Raw genomic sequence first — 16362 nt, 5'->3', positions numbered from 1 at the left:
CACAGAGAAAGGAGTGACACTATGACTAAGGCAACACAGACTTCACGTCAGGCACAGATTGACGCGATCAAAAAAGATTGGGCTGAGAATCCTCGTTGGAAAAACGTCCGTCGCCCATACACTGCAGAGGAAGTTGTGGCACTTCGTGGTTCTATCGTACCCGAAAACACCATTGCCAAACGCGGTGCCGCTAAACTGTGGGATTTAGTCAACGGTGGCGCAAAAAAAGGTTATGTGAACTCGTTAGGTGCACTGACTGGCGGCCAAGCGGTACAACAGGCTAAAGCCGGTATCGAAGCGATTTACCTGTCTGGTTGGCAAGTGGCGGCCGACGCTAACTTAGCGGGCACTATGTACCCAGACCAATCTTTATACCCAGCAAACTCAGTGCCAGCGGTCGTGGCCCGTATTAACAACTCCTTCCGCCGTGCTGACCAAATTCAGTGGAGCAATGGGGTTAATCCGGAAGAAGAAAACTTTGTCGATTACTTCCTGCCGATTATTGCCGATGCGGAAGCGGGTTTTGGTGGCGTACTGAATGCGTTCGAGTTGATGAAGTCGATGATCGACGCTGGCGCAGCCGGTGTGCACTTTGAAGACCAATTAGCCTCAGTGAAAAAGTGTGGCCATATGGGTGGTAAAGTATTAGTGCCGACCCAAGAAGCAGTACAAAAGTTAGTTGCGGCGCGCCTTGCCGCCGACGTGAGCGGTGTTGAAACCTTAGTTATCGCTCGTACCGATGCGAACGCGGCGGATTTATTGACCTCCGATTGTGACCCATACGATCGTGACTTCGTAACTGGCGAGCGCACCAGTGAAGGTTTCTACCGCGTGAAGGCGGGTCTGGATCAAGCAATTTCTCGCGGTCTTGCCTACGCACCATATGCGGATTTAATTTGGTGTGAAACCGCTAAGCCTGACTTAGAAGAAGCACGCCGCTTTGCTGAGGCAATCCATGCTCAGTACCCAGACCAATTACTGGCCTACAACTGTTCACCTTCGTTCAACTGGAAGAAAAACTTGGACGACGCGACGATTGCGCGCTTCCAACAAGAGTTGTCGGACATGGGCTACAAGTACCAGTTCATCACTTTAGCGGGTATCCATAACATGTGGTACAACATGTTTGACCTGGCTTACGACTACGCTCGTGGTGAAGGTATGAAGCATTATGTTGAGAAAGTTCAAGAAGTTGAGTTTGCAGCAGCGAAGAAAGGCTATACCTTCGTCGCGCATCAACAGGAAGTAGGCACTGGTTACTTCGACCAAGTCACCACAGTGATCCAAGGCGGTCATTCATCGGTGACGGCGCTGACTGGCTCGACCGAAGAAGAGCAGTTTTAAGCGAAGTCTGTTGTATCGCGAATAGGTTCTACCCGTAAGATGTTGTACCCGTAAACCCTGTGTTTAGCTGCATTGCAGCTGTTGTCCCCCGTGCAGTTCGCCTACATGTGCTGCACGGGTTTTTAAGTCAAACCTTGTGACTTAACTTCCTACCCAGTCAATACATTGCTTGCCTGAGCTTGGCGACTCTTTGAGTCGCTATTTTTTTATCTAATTGATTATTCTGGTGCAACCCTGACTCGAGTTGGTGCAAATTTTTAACAGTTTTACAAAGACTTAACGCTATCTCATTGTTATTCAATGGCTATTTATCTTGGCCTAAATAATGCTGTGAATTGGCTGTAAAACTTGGCATTCACAGTGAGGTCACCGTCATGAAATATTACAGTCGTCGTTTAGTCAAACCTGAACATTTAAATCCTGCAAATACCCTATTTGGCGGCCAGTTATTGAGTTGGATTGACGAGGAGGCGGCCATCTTTGCTGCGTGCCAGATGAAGAGCTCCAGCCATGTGACTAAGCTGATTTCTGAAATCAATTTTATGACGCCGGCGCGCCAAGGGGATGTGTTGGAATTTGGTTTGGAGCTTGTCAGCCTTGGGCATAGTTCCATTACGGTCAGTTGCCAAGTGCGTAATAAGATGACGCAAGCGCCTGTGGTTAGTATCGATAAGATGGTGTTTGTAAATGTGAATGCCCAGGGCTTACCCGTGCCCCATGGTATTCGAGCCAACGCGGCCTAAGGATTGAGCCCCGATAAAGCAGAGTGACGCATGGGCGTCACTCTGAATCTTTAGTGAGATCTTCTTTGACCGATTTCACCGCATCCCGTGAGGCATGACCAATGGCTTTGGTGGTGTCGCGGGTGGCGTGACCAATCTCTTTCGTCACATCTTTAGTGGTGGTGCCAATGGCGCGACCCGCATCCTTTAAATCGGCGCAGGCTGTGGTGGCCAGTAGCAGTGGTAGTATTAACAGCATCGCTTTTTTCATTTTAGTCATCCTGATAACGCACGTTTGTTAGGCAAGATACCAAATACTGCTGTACCGCGCCTTAATAATCTGAAAATCCAATCATCGGAGCTCCAATCTTTGTAGCCCAATTATTAGATTAGGGATAATGCATCAGTTTGCTTGAGTGAAGATGAAATGTCTTCATCCAAGTTAACGGGGTGTGGTTCAGTGGCGGATTAGCGACGGTTTAAGAATGAATTGATTAGCAAGGTGAGTAAAACAAAATGCCAGAGTATTAACTCTGGCATTGTTGCTATTTCACTTAGCGATTAAGCGCTTATGTGACAGTCACTCCCAAGCAAAACATTATGAGGCTTGGTCGAGTTTCGCTAAACGCTGCTGATAGTCATCAATCAGGTGCTGCATAATTTCTTCTGGGGCGGCATCGTCGCAGCAGGTATCGAGGAAGATTTTAAAGGTGACCAGCGCATGACCATCATTTTTAAGCCTATCGCTCTGCATGGAGAAGTAGGCTTCTTCATTATCGGCTTTGCGGACAACAAACTTACTGGTTTCGAAGGATTTACTGCCTGAGAGTTCGTGCCATTTGGTGATACGGTTTAAGGCAATTTCACTGGATTGGTTTAATTCGATGTGGTTTAACCAACTCACTGGATGTTCGGGATCTTTGTAATGCGGACATCTAACTGTGTAGTTATATACATGAGTAATTGCTGTCATAGCGTACCTACCTGTTGAGGATGTTGCTGCCATCATAGGCATCGTTTTTGAATTCGGTCAATCATTAATTGCGCTGATATCGCCCGAGTTAAATCACAGTTTTTACAAGTATTTTTGTTTAAAAATGAGTCAGTTAATTCATTTCCATTCAGTGTTATTTAGCATGAGTTTTTAACGAATATCTATGTGCTATCTCTCAGTTTTGCACTCAAATTCGTTTTTGCTTAATTACTGCGCAATAAAGCAGCAAATAAGCGACAGGATCTGAATGGTGCAGTGAGCCATTAAACAGTAGCAAATTATTGGGAAGGTGTAGGGGCGGGCGCTAAAAGGGACAGAGGCCCATTCCTTAGAATGGGCCTCTGAGCTGGCTTCATCTTTTGCAGGGAAAAAGCGAACTGGAGCCAGTCTAGCGGATTTGTAACAGCATGTAACCCACCAAGATCACGTTTTTACGCTATTGGGACGATTTTTCGATCTATGGGATCCCAACTGCCGAAGATTAAGGCGCTACGGCGGTTTTTTACATTATGGCGTAGTGCAAAATTGGCTGATTCAGCCCAAAAGAAAGGCCCAAACAAGATCCCTTGTTTGGGCCGATTCTCATGTCGTTAGCTTGCGCTAGCCGAACAACATCCTGTCAATTAGCGCCCGACAGACGACTGCGTTAATGCAAGCGCTCTATAACGCGGGTTTATAAGGCGTTAGTGAAGATCTGGCAGATCTCTTCATGGGTTGCCTGTTTAGGGTTAGTGAAACCACAGGCATCCTTTAAGGCGTTTTCGGCCAGCGTTGGAATATCTTCCGCTTTAACCCCGAGTAACGTCAGGTTTTCTGGAATGTTTACCGCAACCGATAGGGCCTTAATCGCGGCGATCGCCGCCGCAGCACCTTGTTCATCGGTCATATTGGCTACATCGACACCCATCGCCTTCGCAATATCTTTTAAGCGATCTGGTACCACTTTGGCGTTGTATTCTTGCACATGGGGTAATAACAGGGCGTTACATACACCGTGGGGCAGATCGTAGAAACCGCCTAATTGGTGCGCCATCGCATGCACATAACCTAAGCTGGCGTTGTTGAAGGCCATCCCCGCTAAGAATTGCGCATAGGCCATCTGCTCACGGGCTTCAATATCTTGGCCTTGTTTTACCGCATTCACTAAGTTGCCTTGGATAAGTTCAATGGCTTTAATGGCGCAGGCATCGGTGATCGGGTTCGCAGCGATAGACACATAGGCTTCAACCGCGTGGGTCAGCGCGTCCATACCTGTTGCAGCTGTGAGGCTCGCTGGTTTTTTCAGCATCAGCTCAGGGTCATTCACAGACAATATTGGCGTGGTGTGTTTATCGACAATCGCCATTTTGATATGGCGAGCTTCGTCAGTGATGATACAAAAACGGGTCATTTCACTGGCGGTGCCAGCGGTAGTGTTAATGGCCACTAATGGCAGTTGTGGCTTAGCGGATTGGTCTAACCCTTCATAGTCTTTGATGCTGCCGCCGTTGGTGGCAACTAGGGCGATACCCTTAGCGCAATCGTGGGGTGAGCCACCGCCTAATGAAATCACAAAATCACATTGATTGGCTTTTAATAGCGCAAGACCGGCTTCGACGTTACCGACGGTTGGGTTGGGTTGCACGCCATCGAACACAGTTGAAGTAATGCCATTCTGACCGAGTTTTTCGGCCACTTCACCGACTAGACCAATCTTGACGAGAGGCTTATCCGTCACGATTAACGCGCGTTTAAAGCCTAAGGTTTTGATATCTCCGATAGCATCATCGACGGCGCCTTTGCCTAATACGTTGACGGAAGGGATAAAAAATTTAGCAGCCATAAGTCCACCTATTTGCTTGTAAATTAAATTTGTTTCTTTCTGGTGACCAAGCTACCAATTAAGGGGTATGCAAGATGTGATCTAGATCGGCTTAGGCAGTTTATTGAGGTGAAATTCCCACTAAAGTTGGAACTAGATAACTAAATAATGAACTTTTATGACAGGGATCAGGCTTGATATACGCTATGTTTTTTAAGGTTTTTTTCAGCTTTTACTTGTTTAGTTAAACTCAGATTATTGCGCGATAAATTCGCCCTTCGAGGTGAGTTGTGGCTGAGTTTCTGGTAAGGTGCGGCCGTTGGGTTGATGAGGAGCACGCGAAGCACGATGGAAAAATACGAACAACTGCTGATTTCACTGCGCAGGGTGATCCGCGCTATCGACATTCATTCCCGGCAACTCAATAAACATTCAGGCCTGACGGGGCCGCAGTTGATGGTAATGCAGAAAATTGCCCAGCTCGGCGCTCCCTTAGCCAAGCAGGTGGCCGAAGAAATTACCCTCAGCCCAGCCACTGTGACGACAATTATTGATAGGCTCGAAGGGCGGGGATTAGTGATCCGCAAGCGCAGCGAGTCCGATAAGCGCAAGGTGCATTTACATTTAAGTGAGGCGGGGCGGGCATTATTGCAAGAGTCGCCTAAACCACTTCAAGAGCACTTTATAAAGCAATATCAAAATCTTGAAGAGTGGGAGCAGAGTCAGTTGCTCTCATCGGTGGAGCGTATTGCCGCCATGATGGACGCCGATAAAATTGATGCCGCGCCTATGCTGTTGGTGGGTAAAATTCAAGGGGACGAATAATCCCCTTTCGGTGCTAAATAATACAAAAGCACTGTATCTACAGTGCTTTGTTATTTTTGCTAGGCGGCAGGGCAGTTCGTTTCCGTCACGCTATTGATCAAAATTTCATTCACAGGTGTGTCGCTAAAACCGTTGCTGGTTTTGGTCGGCACAATGCTTATCTGATCGACCACATCCATTCCTTCGACGACTTTACCAAACACGGCATAACCATAGCTGCTCGCCGAAGCATCAAGCTGCGGATTGTCTAACACATTGATAAAGAACTGTGATGTCGCTGAGTCTGGCACTGTGGTACGTGCCATAGCGATCGTGCCACGTTTATTGCTGATGCCGACTGCGGCTTCGTTTTTAATCGGCGCACTGGTCGGCTTGCTTTGTAATCCCGTGGTGAAACCACCGCCTTGGATCACAAAGTTGTTGATGGTTCTGTGGAATAAAGTGCCATTATAGAATGACTTATCGACATATTGTTTAAAGTTCTTACCCGTGATCGGCATATGGGTGAGGTCGATAGCTAAGGTCAAATCCCCCTTTGTGGTGCTCATTAAATAACAGACATCGGCGCTTAAGCTCGGTGGGGTTGGATCGGGAGTTGGGATCGTTGGTGTTAATTCATCGTCGCCACTGCCGCCGCAGGCGCCAAGGGCTAAGCTCAAACTGCTGGCGAGTAAAAGTCCCGTGATTCTTTTCATATCAATTTCCTTATTTTGCATCGTTCGCCATTTATTCCTGCCACTTTGAATGATGTAAGTAGCTGTAGGTAAATGTTGCGATTAGGTGTTGTTTTTGTTTTGAACGCGCATAGTGACAGAGCGATGAACTGGAGTTCAAGATGAAAAATGCAATTGATACAAAGTGTTGCAGCTAGCTGCTGATACGGGATTTGTTGTTTGCGCTGGGGATTCAACCGCTGCGATGCTTCTGGAAATACTGCTCCAAGATAAGACGCTGTTTTGCTTGCGCCATTTAAGCGCGTTGCACCTTTTTTAATCACTCCCTGCTTCAAACTAGTGCGTTTACGAGATGGCCCCGTGGGCCAAGGCTTGGGCGATAAAGGCACACATTTTATTCAAGATGCTGATTTATAAGTTTTCTTTGTTGTCACTTGGCTGACACAAATCTGTCTTCATGCTGTTATTTTGCGCTGGCATGGTTACTGCCTATCTAAGGCTATGGATGAGCAGTCGCGGGGGCGACAAATATGGGGCTGGAGAAGTTGCTGTATTTGCGGGGCGTAGGAGCAGACTTTACCGACTGCTTCGGCCAGTATATCCGCATTCCCGAGGCTGACAGGCAAGGGATTTTGACCTGTATGTTGCAGGAGAAAAATACTCAGGCCTGCGAGGCAAAGGATGAACCATTAACGAGTTTACCCTGTGGCGACGAGCTTGACGCTCAGGTGTATCAACTCGATGCACAGCATTGGACACAAGTGTTGCCGGCGTTTCATTGGTGCTATGTCGACGAACCTTGGGTCTGTCTGTATTTACCTCAATCTTACCGTGGCGATCTGCTGCTCACCTTTACCTGTGAGCAAGGGGAGAGGGTTATCCTCGAGGTGCCGTTTTCGGCGCTAAAACCGATTGGGGATTATCGGATTCAGGCGCAGGAGTTGGCACAGTTTGGCAATAGTCCCTTTGCCAATGAGTGTCAGTTCCTGCAATACCGCCTCGACCTCTTAGGTCATGAGTTTCATTGCCGTGATGCGGGCGATGCCGCTGAGCAAGATAGCAATTCTGAGCCGCGCCGTTCATGGGAAAATGTCAGCGCCGCGCCAAACACATCTAACAATAAAGACAACTTAAGTGATTTATCTTGCTTGGGATTGGGGTACCACACTCTGAGCGTCAGTTTGCTTGGGCTGGCAGATGATCATCAAGCTGTAGCATCGGCAAGCACCTCAGCAGCAAGCAACTCATCAGTAAGCATTTCTGCAGCAAGTAAGACGACTGAGTTCCATGGCACTTTTATGGTGGCACCGAGAACCGCCTATCAAGGGGTGATGAGCGCTGTGGCTCAAGGAAAGCGCCATAAACCGTGGGGCGTGAGTCTTCAGCTCTATAGTCTGCGTAGCGAAAGCCAATGGGGTATGGGCGACTTTGGCGATTTAGAGCAACTTATCGGTTTAGTGGCTGAATATGGCGCCGATTTCATTCAACTTAATCCATTACATGCCTTAGATATTGCCGCGCCGGAACATCCGAGTCCCTATAGTCCCTGCGATCGTAGAAGGCTGAATCCGCTGTATATTCATTTACCTAGCGTGCCTGAATTTGAGCCTTTAAAGATGGAGTTTGCGGCGAAGGAGTGGCAAGAAATCATTGCCCTACTCAACGCGGAGAACTGGCTCGATTACCCCAAAGTCAGCGAGCTTAAGTACCGCGCCTTTGCACGTTTATATACTGTCTTTTGCGAACACCATTTACAGCCAAACACACCCAGGGCGCAGCGATTTGAGGATTTTGTTGCAGAGCAGGGCGCGCCGCTCAGGGAATTTGCCCAAGCCGAATCGCTACGCAGCCCAAGGGCCATCGCACAGGACGAAGGTTTTTATTTATACCTGCAGTTTGTGGCTGAAGATCAACTGCAATTGTGCCAACTCAAAGCCAAAGAAGCGGGGATGGGCATAGGGCTTATTCGCGATTTGGCCGTAGGCGCCGCGTTGCAAGGCGTTGAGGTTCAAGCCAATTCGCAGCAGTTTTGCTTAAACGCCAGCATAGGCGCACCGCCGGATCCCTTCGCGCCGCAGGGACAAAACTGGGGACTTACTCCCCTCGATCCCGTCAAGCTAAAACAGCATCAATATCGCCATTTTATTGAACTGACTCGCGCCAACATGACCCACTGCGGTGCGCTGCGAATCGACCATGTGATGGGGCTGCTGCGACTCTGGTGGTGGCCTCTGGACAAGCGCCTCGGCCATGGCGCCTATGTGTATTACCCGGTCGAAACCCTGTTGGCGATTCTCTGCCTTGAGAGTCAACGCGCCCGCTGTGTGGTGATTGGTGAAGATTTGGGCCTAGTGCCGCCTGATATTATTCATCGCCTGTATCAGGCGGGGGTTTACTCCAACGAGTTGTTCTACTTCTGCAAAGACCATCAAGGCTTTAAGCCGCCGAGCCACTATAAGTTCCAGAGTTTGATGATGCTGGCAAACCACGATGTGCCGACGTTAGTCGCCTGGTGGACGGGCAGCGATTTGCACCTGAGGCGACAACTCGAACTGTTCAATACCGACGAGCAATTAGGTGAGGCCTTAGCCGGACGTGAGCAGGAAAAACACCAGCTGGCGCAGTGCTTAATCTCCCAGGGCCTATTGCCGGAGACGGATATTCAACAGATTGATATTGAAGATTTATTAACGGCGTGGATGCCATTTGGCGCCTCGGGCAATAGCGCACTTTACAGCGTGCAGTGGTGCGATCTGCTCGGGGACCGCCATGCGGTGAATATCCCCGGCACTTGGCTCGAGTACCCGAATTGGCAGCGGCGATTGCCCATCAGCCTAAGTGAAGCTGCAGCTAGGCCTGCGCTGGTTGAGCGTTTGCAACGCATTGCTGCGGCAAGGCATTTGCCAGAAACGGCTGCGCATACAGATACCCTTTGACTAAAAATGGAAGCCAAATGATGACTCAAGCCCAGACTTACTTCTATGACGGTAGCGATGTCGCACTGTTAAATGGTCAATATACGGATGTGTTTTCCCTGCTCGGTATGCACAGCATCAACGAGGGTAAGGCCTTGGTGGTACGCTGTTTTTTACGCAACGCCCAAAAAGTTGATGTGATAAGTCTTAAGGATGGCCGTAAGGTGGCGAGCCTTGAGCGCGTCAATGAGGCGGGGCTGTTTGCGGGCACGCTTGGCAGACGGGTTAAGCCTTTTTTGTATGCGCTACGGGTGACTTATCCCCTCTGTGAGCTGGATATTATCGATCCTTATCAGTTTGGTTCTCTCCTCGATAGTCAGGACTTATACCTCTTTGGCGAAGGAAGTTCTGAGCAGGCCTATCGCTTTTTAGGTGCGAACTGGCGCCAAGTCGATAGCGTCGAAGGCGTGCATTTTTGCGTATGGGCCCCCAATGCTAAGCGGGTTTCTGTGGTGGGGGATTTTAATCACTGGGACGATACTCGCCATGTGATGCGCCAACATATGGCCAACGGCTTATGGGAGATTTTTCTGCCAGATGCTGCCGAAGGCGCGCACTATAAGTTTGATTTGCTTTATCAAAATGGCGAGCGCCACGCCAAATCCGACCCCATGGCGACCCAAATGGAATGTGCACCGCACAATGCCTCCATAGTGCCGAAAAAACACCAACACCCGTGGGCAGATTCACAATGGATGCACAAACGGGCGACCACGGCTTGGCATCGCGCCGCGATGTCTATCTACGAGGTGCAGCTAGGCTCTTGGCGCCGAAAAGGTGAGTTTGGTGAGCAATATTTTGATTATCAAGACTTAATTGAGCAATTAATTCCCTATGTGAAGGAGCAAGGTTTTACCCATATCGAGTTGATGCCTGTCAGCGAGTATCCCTTCGACGGCTCTTGGGGGTATCAACCCGTTGGCCTGTACGCGCCGACCCATCGTTTTGGCGATGCCAATGGCTTAAAAGCCTTTATCGATGCCTGCCATCAGGCCGAGATTGGCGTGTTACTCGATTGGGTGGCGGCGCATTTCCCTAAGGATCCCCATGGCCTTGTGCGTTTTGATGGCACTTGCCTCTATGAACATGAAGACCCGCGCAAAGGCACGCACCCCGATTGGGATACGCTGATCTATAACTACGACCGCGGTGAGGTGCGCAGCTTTCTGCTCAGCAATGCCTGCTATTGGCTGCGGGAATTTCACCTCGATGGGCTCAGGCTTGATGCGGTGTCATCCATGTTGTACCTCGACTACAGCCGCGAACCTAGGCAATGGCTGCCCAATGCCTATGGCGGACGGGAGAATTTAGAGGCGATTCATTTCCTGCAAATGTTGAATCAACGTTTGTATCAAGCCTTCCCCGGCATTTGCATGATAGCCGAAGAGTCAACCGCCTTTGCGGGGGTGACTAAGCCGACGGATAGCGGCGGGCTGGGGTTTGGTTTTAAGTGGAATATGGGCTGGATGAACGACAGCCTAAGCTACTTGAGCCGCGATCCCATCTATCGCCAGTATCACCATAACCAGCTGACCTTTAGTTTGATGTATGCCTATTCGGAGCAATTTATGCTGTCGATAAGCCACGATGAAGTGGTGCACGGCAAGGGCTCTTTGCTGCATAAAATTCCCGGCGATGATTGGCAAAAATTCGCCACCCTCAGGGCCTATTACGGCTTTATGTGGGGGCATCCGGGCAAAAAACTGCTGTTTATGGGCAGCGAGTTCGCCCAGCGTGACGAATGGAACCATAACCATAGCCTCGATTGGCATTTGCTCGCCTTCGAGCCTCACCAAGGCGTGCAGCGCTGGCTTCGTGATCTGAATCAGCTATATCGCCAATTCCCCGCCTTATCCGTGCTCGACTATGAGTCGCAGGGTTTTCGCTGGCTCGATTGTGACAATGGTCGTGACAGTATTTTTAGCTTTGTGCGCTATGGCGAGGGCAGTGATGTGCCCTTAGTGTTTGTGGTGAATATGACGCCCACTCTGCACCAAGGATTTCGTATCGGCTTGCCCCAAGGCGGGGATTTCTGTGAGTACCTCAATAGCGACAGCCATCTCTATGGTGGCAGCAATCAGGGGAATGCGGGCAAGGTGATTGCCGAAGATTTACCTTGGCAGGGCATGGCATCGAGCGCGTTGATCACTGTGCCGCCTCTGGGTTGCTTAATCCTCGGGCCTGCGACGGATACGCCAAGAGATACCAGCCTATGACGAATCCTGTGCCTGTAAATGCTGGTGGCTCAACCGCCTATAATCTGAGCGCGGGGCAGCCCTTTCCCTTGGGGGCGACGGTCGATGATGGCGGGGTGAATTTCGCCCTGTTTTCGGCCCATGCCACTGGGGTGGAGTTATGTCTGTTTGATGCTCAAGGCGAGGTGGAAATTCAACGCATCGCCTTGACGGAGCAGACCCAGCAAATCTGGCATTTGTATGTGCATGGACTGAGTGTCGGCCAGCTTTATGGCTACCGTGTTTATGGTCCCTACGAGCCGCAATTAGGCCACAGATTTAATCCGCATAAGTTGCTATTAGACCCCTACGCGCGCCAGCTCGTGGGACGCTATCACCACCATATCGCTAATTTTGGTTATGAGATTGATAACCCCAACGAGGACTTATCTTTCAGCACCTTAGATAACGCGGATTTTGTACCTAAGTGCAAAGTGGTCGATACTCGGCCCCTTTTTGATGCCGCTAAGGCGCATGCTATTCGGCCACTCTCAAGCAAGCGTGAGCCACTAGCGCTTGAGCAGTGCATTATCTATGAGATGCACTTAAAGGGATTTACCGCGCTGCACCCTGAGATAGATGCGCCGCTGCGTGGCACCTTTGCCGGGCTGGCATCGAATGCCGCGATAGATTACTTAGTCAATCTCGGAGTGAATTGTGTCGAGTTACTGCCAGTTCAGGCATTTTTCTCCGAGCCCTTTCTGCTTGAAAAGCAGCTATCTAACTATTGGGGGTATAACAGCATAGGCTTTTTTGCGCCTGAGCCGAGTTATCTCTCGAGTGAGGATATTGGCGAGTTTCGCACTATGGTGGATGCGCTACACGGCGCGGGTATCGAAGTCATTCTCGATGTGGTCTATAACCACAGCGCCGAGGGCAGTCGCCTCGGACCGACCTTTAGCTTTCGCGGTATCGACAATCTGAGCTATTACCGCCTGCATCCAAACGATAAACGCTTTTATATCAACGATACCGGTTGTGGTAATACCTTAAACCTCAATCATCCACGCATGTTGCAGTTAGTGCTAGATTCGCTGCGTTATTGGGTCGAAGTGATGGGCGTCGATGGCTTTCGCTTTGATTTAGCCGCTTGTCTTGGCCGTGAAGCCTATGGATTTGACCCCGGAAGTGGTTTTTTTGATGCGTTGCTGCAAGACCCCGTGTTGTGCCGGGTGAAGCTGATTGCCGAGCCTTGGGATATTGGCCCGGGTGGGTATCAATTGGGTAATTTCCCGGTGGCCTTTAGCGAGTGGAATGACAGATACCGCGACACCATGCGGCGTTTCTGGCGGGGCGATCACGGCATGCTGCCCGAGTTTGCGCGGCGATTTCATGGCTCGGGGGATTTCTTTGAGCATAGCGGCCGCCCTCCCGCCGCCAGTATCAACTTTTTAACCAGTCACGATGGTTTTACCCTCAAAGATTTAGTGAGTTATTGCGAGCGGCACAATTGGGCCAACGGTGAAGAAAACCGCGACGGCCACCATGAGAACTTCAGTCATCACTATGGGGTAGAGGGCGACACTGACGACGCCTCCATTCTCGCGCTGCGCGCCCGCCAGCAACGCAATCTATTGACCACATTATTCTTATCCCAAGGGGTGCCCATGTTACTCAGCGGCGATGAGGCGGGCCGCACCCAAGGCGGGAATAATAACGCCTATTGCCAAGATAATCCCTTGAATTGGTTAGATTGGTCATCGGATGGCATGGATAGCTCATTGCTGAGTTTCACCTCGCAGTTGATTGCTTTACGCAAACGCTTCCCGCTCTTGTGTTCCAAACGTTTTATCCATGAGCAGTTAGTGGCCAATGCCTTCGATTGGTCTTCTGAGTCATCTTCAAGCCATGCTGTAAACCCTGTCTCAACTCCAACGGGGGCGAGGCTGGATTGGTTTAGCCGCCAAGGTGAGCCGATGAGCAAAAGCCTGTGGAGCGAGTCCATGGGCCGCAGCCTCTGCGTGGTGTTATCGGGCAATTTAACCGCTACTCAAGCACAGACTCAGGGTGACAACCTTCAAGCGCTGCTATTGATGGTGAATGCCGATGAGCATCCCTTGGCCTTTACTCTGCCAGTTTTTGACGGTTTAGGGCCTTGGCAATGCCTGCTGCATACCCAAACCGACCCACAATTTTTAACTCCCACTGAGCCGCTGGATGCTCAGTCCTCACCGACGCGGTACTTGTTACAGGATCGCAGTCTTATGCTGTTTCATGCTGATTTTATAAGGAATTAACTATGAGTCATAACAGTGAACTGAGCCCAAATACCAGCGGTGTTCCCCCAAAAAAACGTGCCACTAAGGCCGCGCCGACTAAGCCAAAAGCGACTCTCGAACCCTGCGAGCCCTGTGATGCCCTGCCCGCGACCTTTAATCGCCATGTGCGTTACGGTTTAAGCCGCGGCGAAGTGGCTCACGGTGAGTTATTTCAATCTCTGGCACTCAGCGTTAAAGAGCAAATGTTGGATGAGTGGCGTGAGACGCGGATAAAAGATAGCTGCTATGACAACAAGCAAGTAGCCTACTTATCGCTGGAGTTTCTTATGGGCAGGGCATTAGGTAATGCCTTGTTAAATTTAGATTTAGAGCAAGACAGCCGCGAGGCGCTTAGCCAATATTCGGTGTCTCTTGAGGAGCTTGAGGAGGCCGAACACGATGCAGGTTTAGGCAATGGTGGCCTTGGGCGACTCGCCGCGTGTTTTCTCGATAGCTGTGCCAGCATGGATTTATCTGTCACGGGTTATGGCATTCGTTACGAATACGGCATGTTCGCCCAGAAGATCGTCGATGGTTATCAAGTCGAGCGCCCAGATCGTTGGCTGCGTGAGGGCAACCCCTGGGAGGTGCGCGTTCCGCACCATAATGTGACGGTAAAGTTCTTCGGTCACACCGAATCCTATGTCGATAAACAAGGGCGCAGGCACATGATTTGGGTCGATAGTCAAGATGTGCTCGCCGTGGCCTATGACATGCCCGTGCCCGGTTATCGCAATGGTCGGGTGAATAGCCTTAGACTCTGGAAGGCCGAAGCGACGGATGACTTTGATTTAGCAGAGTTTAACCAAGGGGATTACACAGAAGCGGTGGCGTGCAAGAACCTCGCTGAACAAATCACTATGGTGCTGTACCCCAACGATGCCAGCGAAAATGGTAAAGAGCTGCGCCTGCGTCAGCAGTACTTTTTGTCTTCCGCCAGCCTGCAGGCCATTTTGAAGCGTTGGGTGCATCACCACGGCCATGACTTCAGCGATTTTGCCGCGAAAAATGTGATCCAACTGAATGACACTCACCCCAGTATTGCCGTCCCCGAATTAATGCGGCTGCTGGTGGATGAATATGGCCTCGAATGGGACGCCGCCTGGGCGATTACCAGTAAGACTATGGCCTATACCAATCACACATTGTTGCCCGAGGCGTTAGAGCGCTGGCCCGTGCGTATGATGGCGCTGATGTTGCCGCGAATTTTAGAAATCATCTATGAAATCAACGCCAGATACCTCGATTTAGTTGCCCACCACTGGCCGGGAGATGGCGCCAAACTGGCCAGCATGTCGATCATTCAAGATGGCCCCGATCCCCATGTGCGCATGGCGTACCTAGCCATAGTGGCGAGCTTTTCGGTAAACGGTGTGGCAGCGCTGCATACCCAGTTATTAAAGTCGGGCCTATTTAAGGATTTTTATAGCCTGTGGCCGGAGAAATTTAACAATCGCACCAATGGCGTGACCCCAAGACGTTGGTTAGCCCACTGCAATCCCGCGCTCGCCAAACTGTTAACTAGCCATTTAGGCAAGGGCTGGGTGACGGACTTAAGCCAGCTGACGGCGCTCAATGCCTTAACCCAAGACACCAGCTTTATTCAAAAGTGGCGTGAGGTGAAACAAGCCAACAAGGTGCAACTCGCCAAGATGATCGCCAAGGAATGTGGCGTCGAGTTTGACCCTGCAATGCTGTTTGATGTGCAGGTTAAGCGGATCCACGAGTACAAGCGTCAGCTACTCAATATTCTGCATGTGATCCATCTCTACCATCAAATCCAGCAGGGACACACAGAGCACTTAGTGCCACGCTGCGTGCTGATCGGCGGTAAAGCGGCGCCCGGTTACTTTATGGCGAAGCTCATCATCAAACTCGCCAGTAATGTTGCCCATATGGTCAACTGCGATCCTGTGGTGGCGCCTTATCTGCGCTTTGCATTTCTGCCCAATTACAACGTCAGTGCCATGGAAAAAATCTGCCCCGGTACCGATGTCTCCGAACAAATCTCCACCGCGGGTAAGGAGGCCTCGGGTACGGGCAATATGAAGTTCATGATGAACGGCGCACTCACCATAGGCACCTTAGATGGCGCCAATATCGAGATGCTCGAAGAGGTGGGCGAGGATAACTTTTTCCTCTTTGGCCTCAACGCCGAGCAAGTGGTCCAAATGCGCTGTGATTACCAACCGCAGCGGATTATCGCCGAGTCCCATGCCTTATCTGAAGTTATGGCCTTACTCAAGAGCGGCCATTTCAACCTGCTGGAACCGGGTATTTTCGACCCCATTATCGCCTCGATTGAAAGCCCGGATGATCAGTGGATGACGGCGGCGGATTTTGACAGTTATCGCCTCGCCCAAGAGGCTGTGGCTAAGGCCTATAAAGATCCGAAAAAGTGGACGCAAATGAGTATTCGCAACACGGCGGCCAGTGGTCGCTTCTCCAGTGATGTGACGATTGCTGGCTATCGAGATGATATTTGGAAACTGTAACGGAGAGGTTGATGAGCAAAGGAATGCACAGTTGTATGCA

The 16362-nt window shown here is 50.3% G+C and carries 11 protein-coding genes; 7 read left to right on the top strand and 4 right to left on the bottom strand.

Annotated elements, in window-relative coordinates:
• Positions 1–21: 21 nt before the first annotated feature.
• Positions 22–1344: an isocitrate lyase gene (gene aceA / locus N5E87_RS14990; RefSeq protein WP_086904378.1), complete on the top strand. Its 1323-nt coding sequence runs from the start codon at positions 22–24 to the stop codon at positions 1342–1344.
• A gap of 374 nt (positions 1345–1718) precedes the next feature.
• Positions 1719–2087, top strand: coding sequence for a hotdog domain-containing protein (locus N5E87_RS14985; protein ID WP_011623516.1), 369 nt, complete (start codon positions 1719–1721; stop codon positions 2085–2087).
• A gap of 37 nt (positions 2088–2124) precedes the next feature.
• Here N5E87_RS14985 and N5E87_RS14980 read toward each other — a convergent pair whose 3' ends face one another.
• From N5E87_RS14980 to yiaY, 3 genes are all read right to left on the bottom strand, one after another.
• The gene (locus N5E87_RS14980) at positions 2125–2337 is read right to left on the bottom strand and encodes a hypothetical protein (RefSeq protein WP_086904377.1); all 213 of its coding nucleotides are present in this window, start codon (positions 2335–2337) and stop codon (positions 2125–2127) included.
• Positions 2338–2664: 327 nt separating this feature from the next.
• Positions 2665–3039 (bottom strand): cytoplasmic protein, encoded by a 375-nt coding sequence (locus N5E87_RS14975; protein WP_086904376.1) that lies wholly within the window; start codon positions 3037–3039, stop codon positions 2665–2667.
• Between the two features lie 694 nt (positions 3040–3733).
• Positions 3734–4882 (bottom strand): L-threonine dehydrogenase, encoded by a 1149-nt coding sequence (gene yiaY / locus N5E87_RS14970; protein ID WP_086904375.1) that lies wholly within the window; start codon positions 4880–4882, stop codon positions 3734–3736.
• 327 nt (positions 4883–5209) lie between these two features.
• On the opposite strand from yiaY, the gene N5E87_RS14965 reads away from it, so the two are divergent.
• Positions 5210–5686, top strand: a complete 477-nt coding sequence (locus tag N5E87_RS14965; RefSeq protein ID WP_041408827.1) for a MarR family transcriptional regulator — start codon at positions 5210–5212, stop codon at positions 5684–5686.
• Positions 5687–5745: 59 nt separating this feature from the next.
• On the opposite strand, the gene N5E87_RS14960 is transcribed toward N5E87_RS14965, so the two are convergent.
• A complete protein-coding gene (locus tag N5E87_RS14960; protein ID WP_086904380.1) occupies positions 5746–6381 on the bottom strand; it encodes a peptidylprolyl isomerase in 636 nt (211 codons plus the stop codon).
• Between the two features lie 509 nt (positions 6382–6890).
• Between N5E87_RS14960 and malQ the strand changes: the two genes are divergently transcribed.
• From malQ to N5E87_RS14940, 4 genes are read left to right on the top strand one after another with little or no spacing between them, the layout of a single operon-like run.
• On the top strand, positions 6891–9296 hold the full coding sequence (malQ, locus tag N5E87_RS14955; RefSeq protein WP_086904374.1) for a 4-alpha-glucanotransferase: 2406 nt from the start codon (positions 6891–6893) through the stop codon (positions 9294–9296).
• Between the two features lie 17 nt (positions 9297–9313).
• On the top strand, positions 9314–11551 hold the full coding sequence (glgB, locus tag N5E87_RS14950) for a 1,4-alpha-glucan branching protein GlgB (RefSeq protein ID WP_279775377.1): 2238 nt from the start codon (positions 9314–9316) through the stop codon (positions 11549–11551).
• Entirely contained in the window at positions 11548–13806 is a 2259-nt protein-coding gene (glgX, locus tag N5E87_RS14945) for a glycogen debranching protein GlgX (protein WP_086904373.1), read from the top strand. The genes glgB and glgX overlap by 4 nt, the downstream gene beginning before the upstream one ends.
• A 2-nt stretch (positions 13807–13808) precedes the next feature.
• Complete coding sequence (locus N5E87_RS14940) at positions 13809–16322, top strand: glycogen/starch/alpha-glucan phosphorylase (protein ID WP_086904372.1); 2514 nt, start codon at positions 13809–13811, stop codon at positions 16320–16322.
• Positions 16323–16362 lie beyond the last annotated feature (40 nt).

The sequence above is a fragment of the Shewanella sp. GD03713 genome, assembly GCF_029843705.1.
Lineage (GTDB): Bacteria > Pseudomonadota > Gammaproteobacteria > Enterobacterales > Shewanellaceae > Shewanella.
Note: the sequence above shows the minus strand (reverse complement) of the source record. Positions and strands in the feature narration are given on the sequence as shown.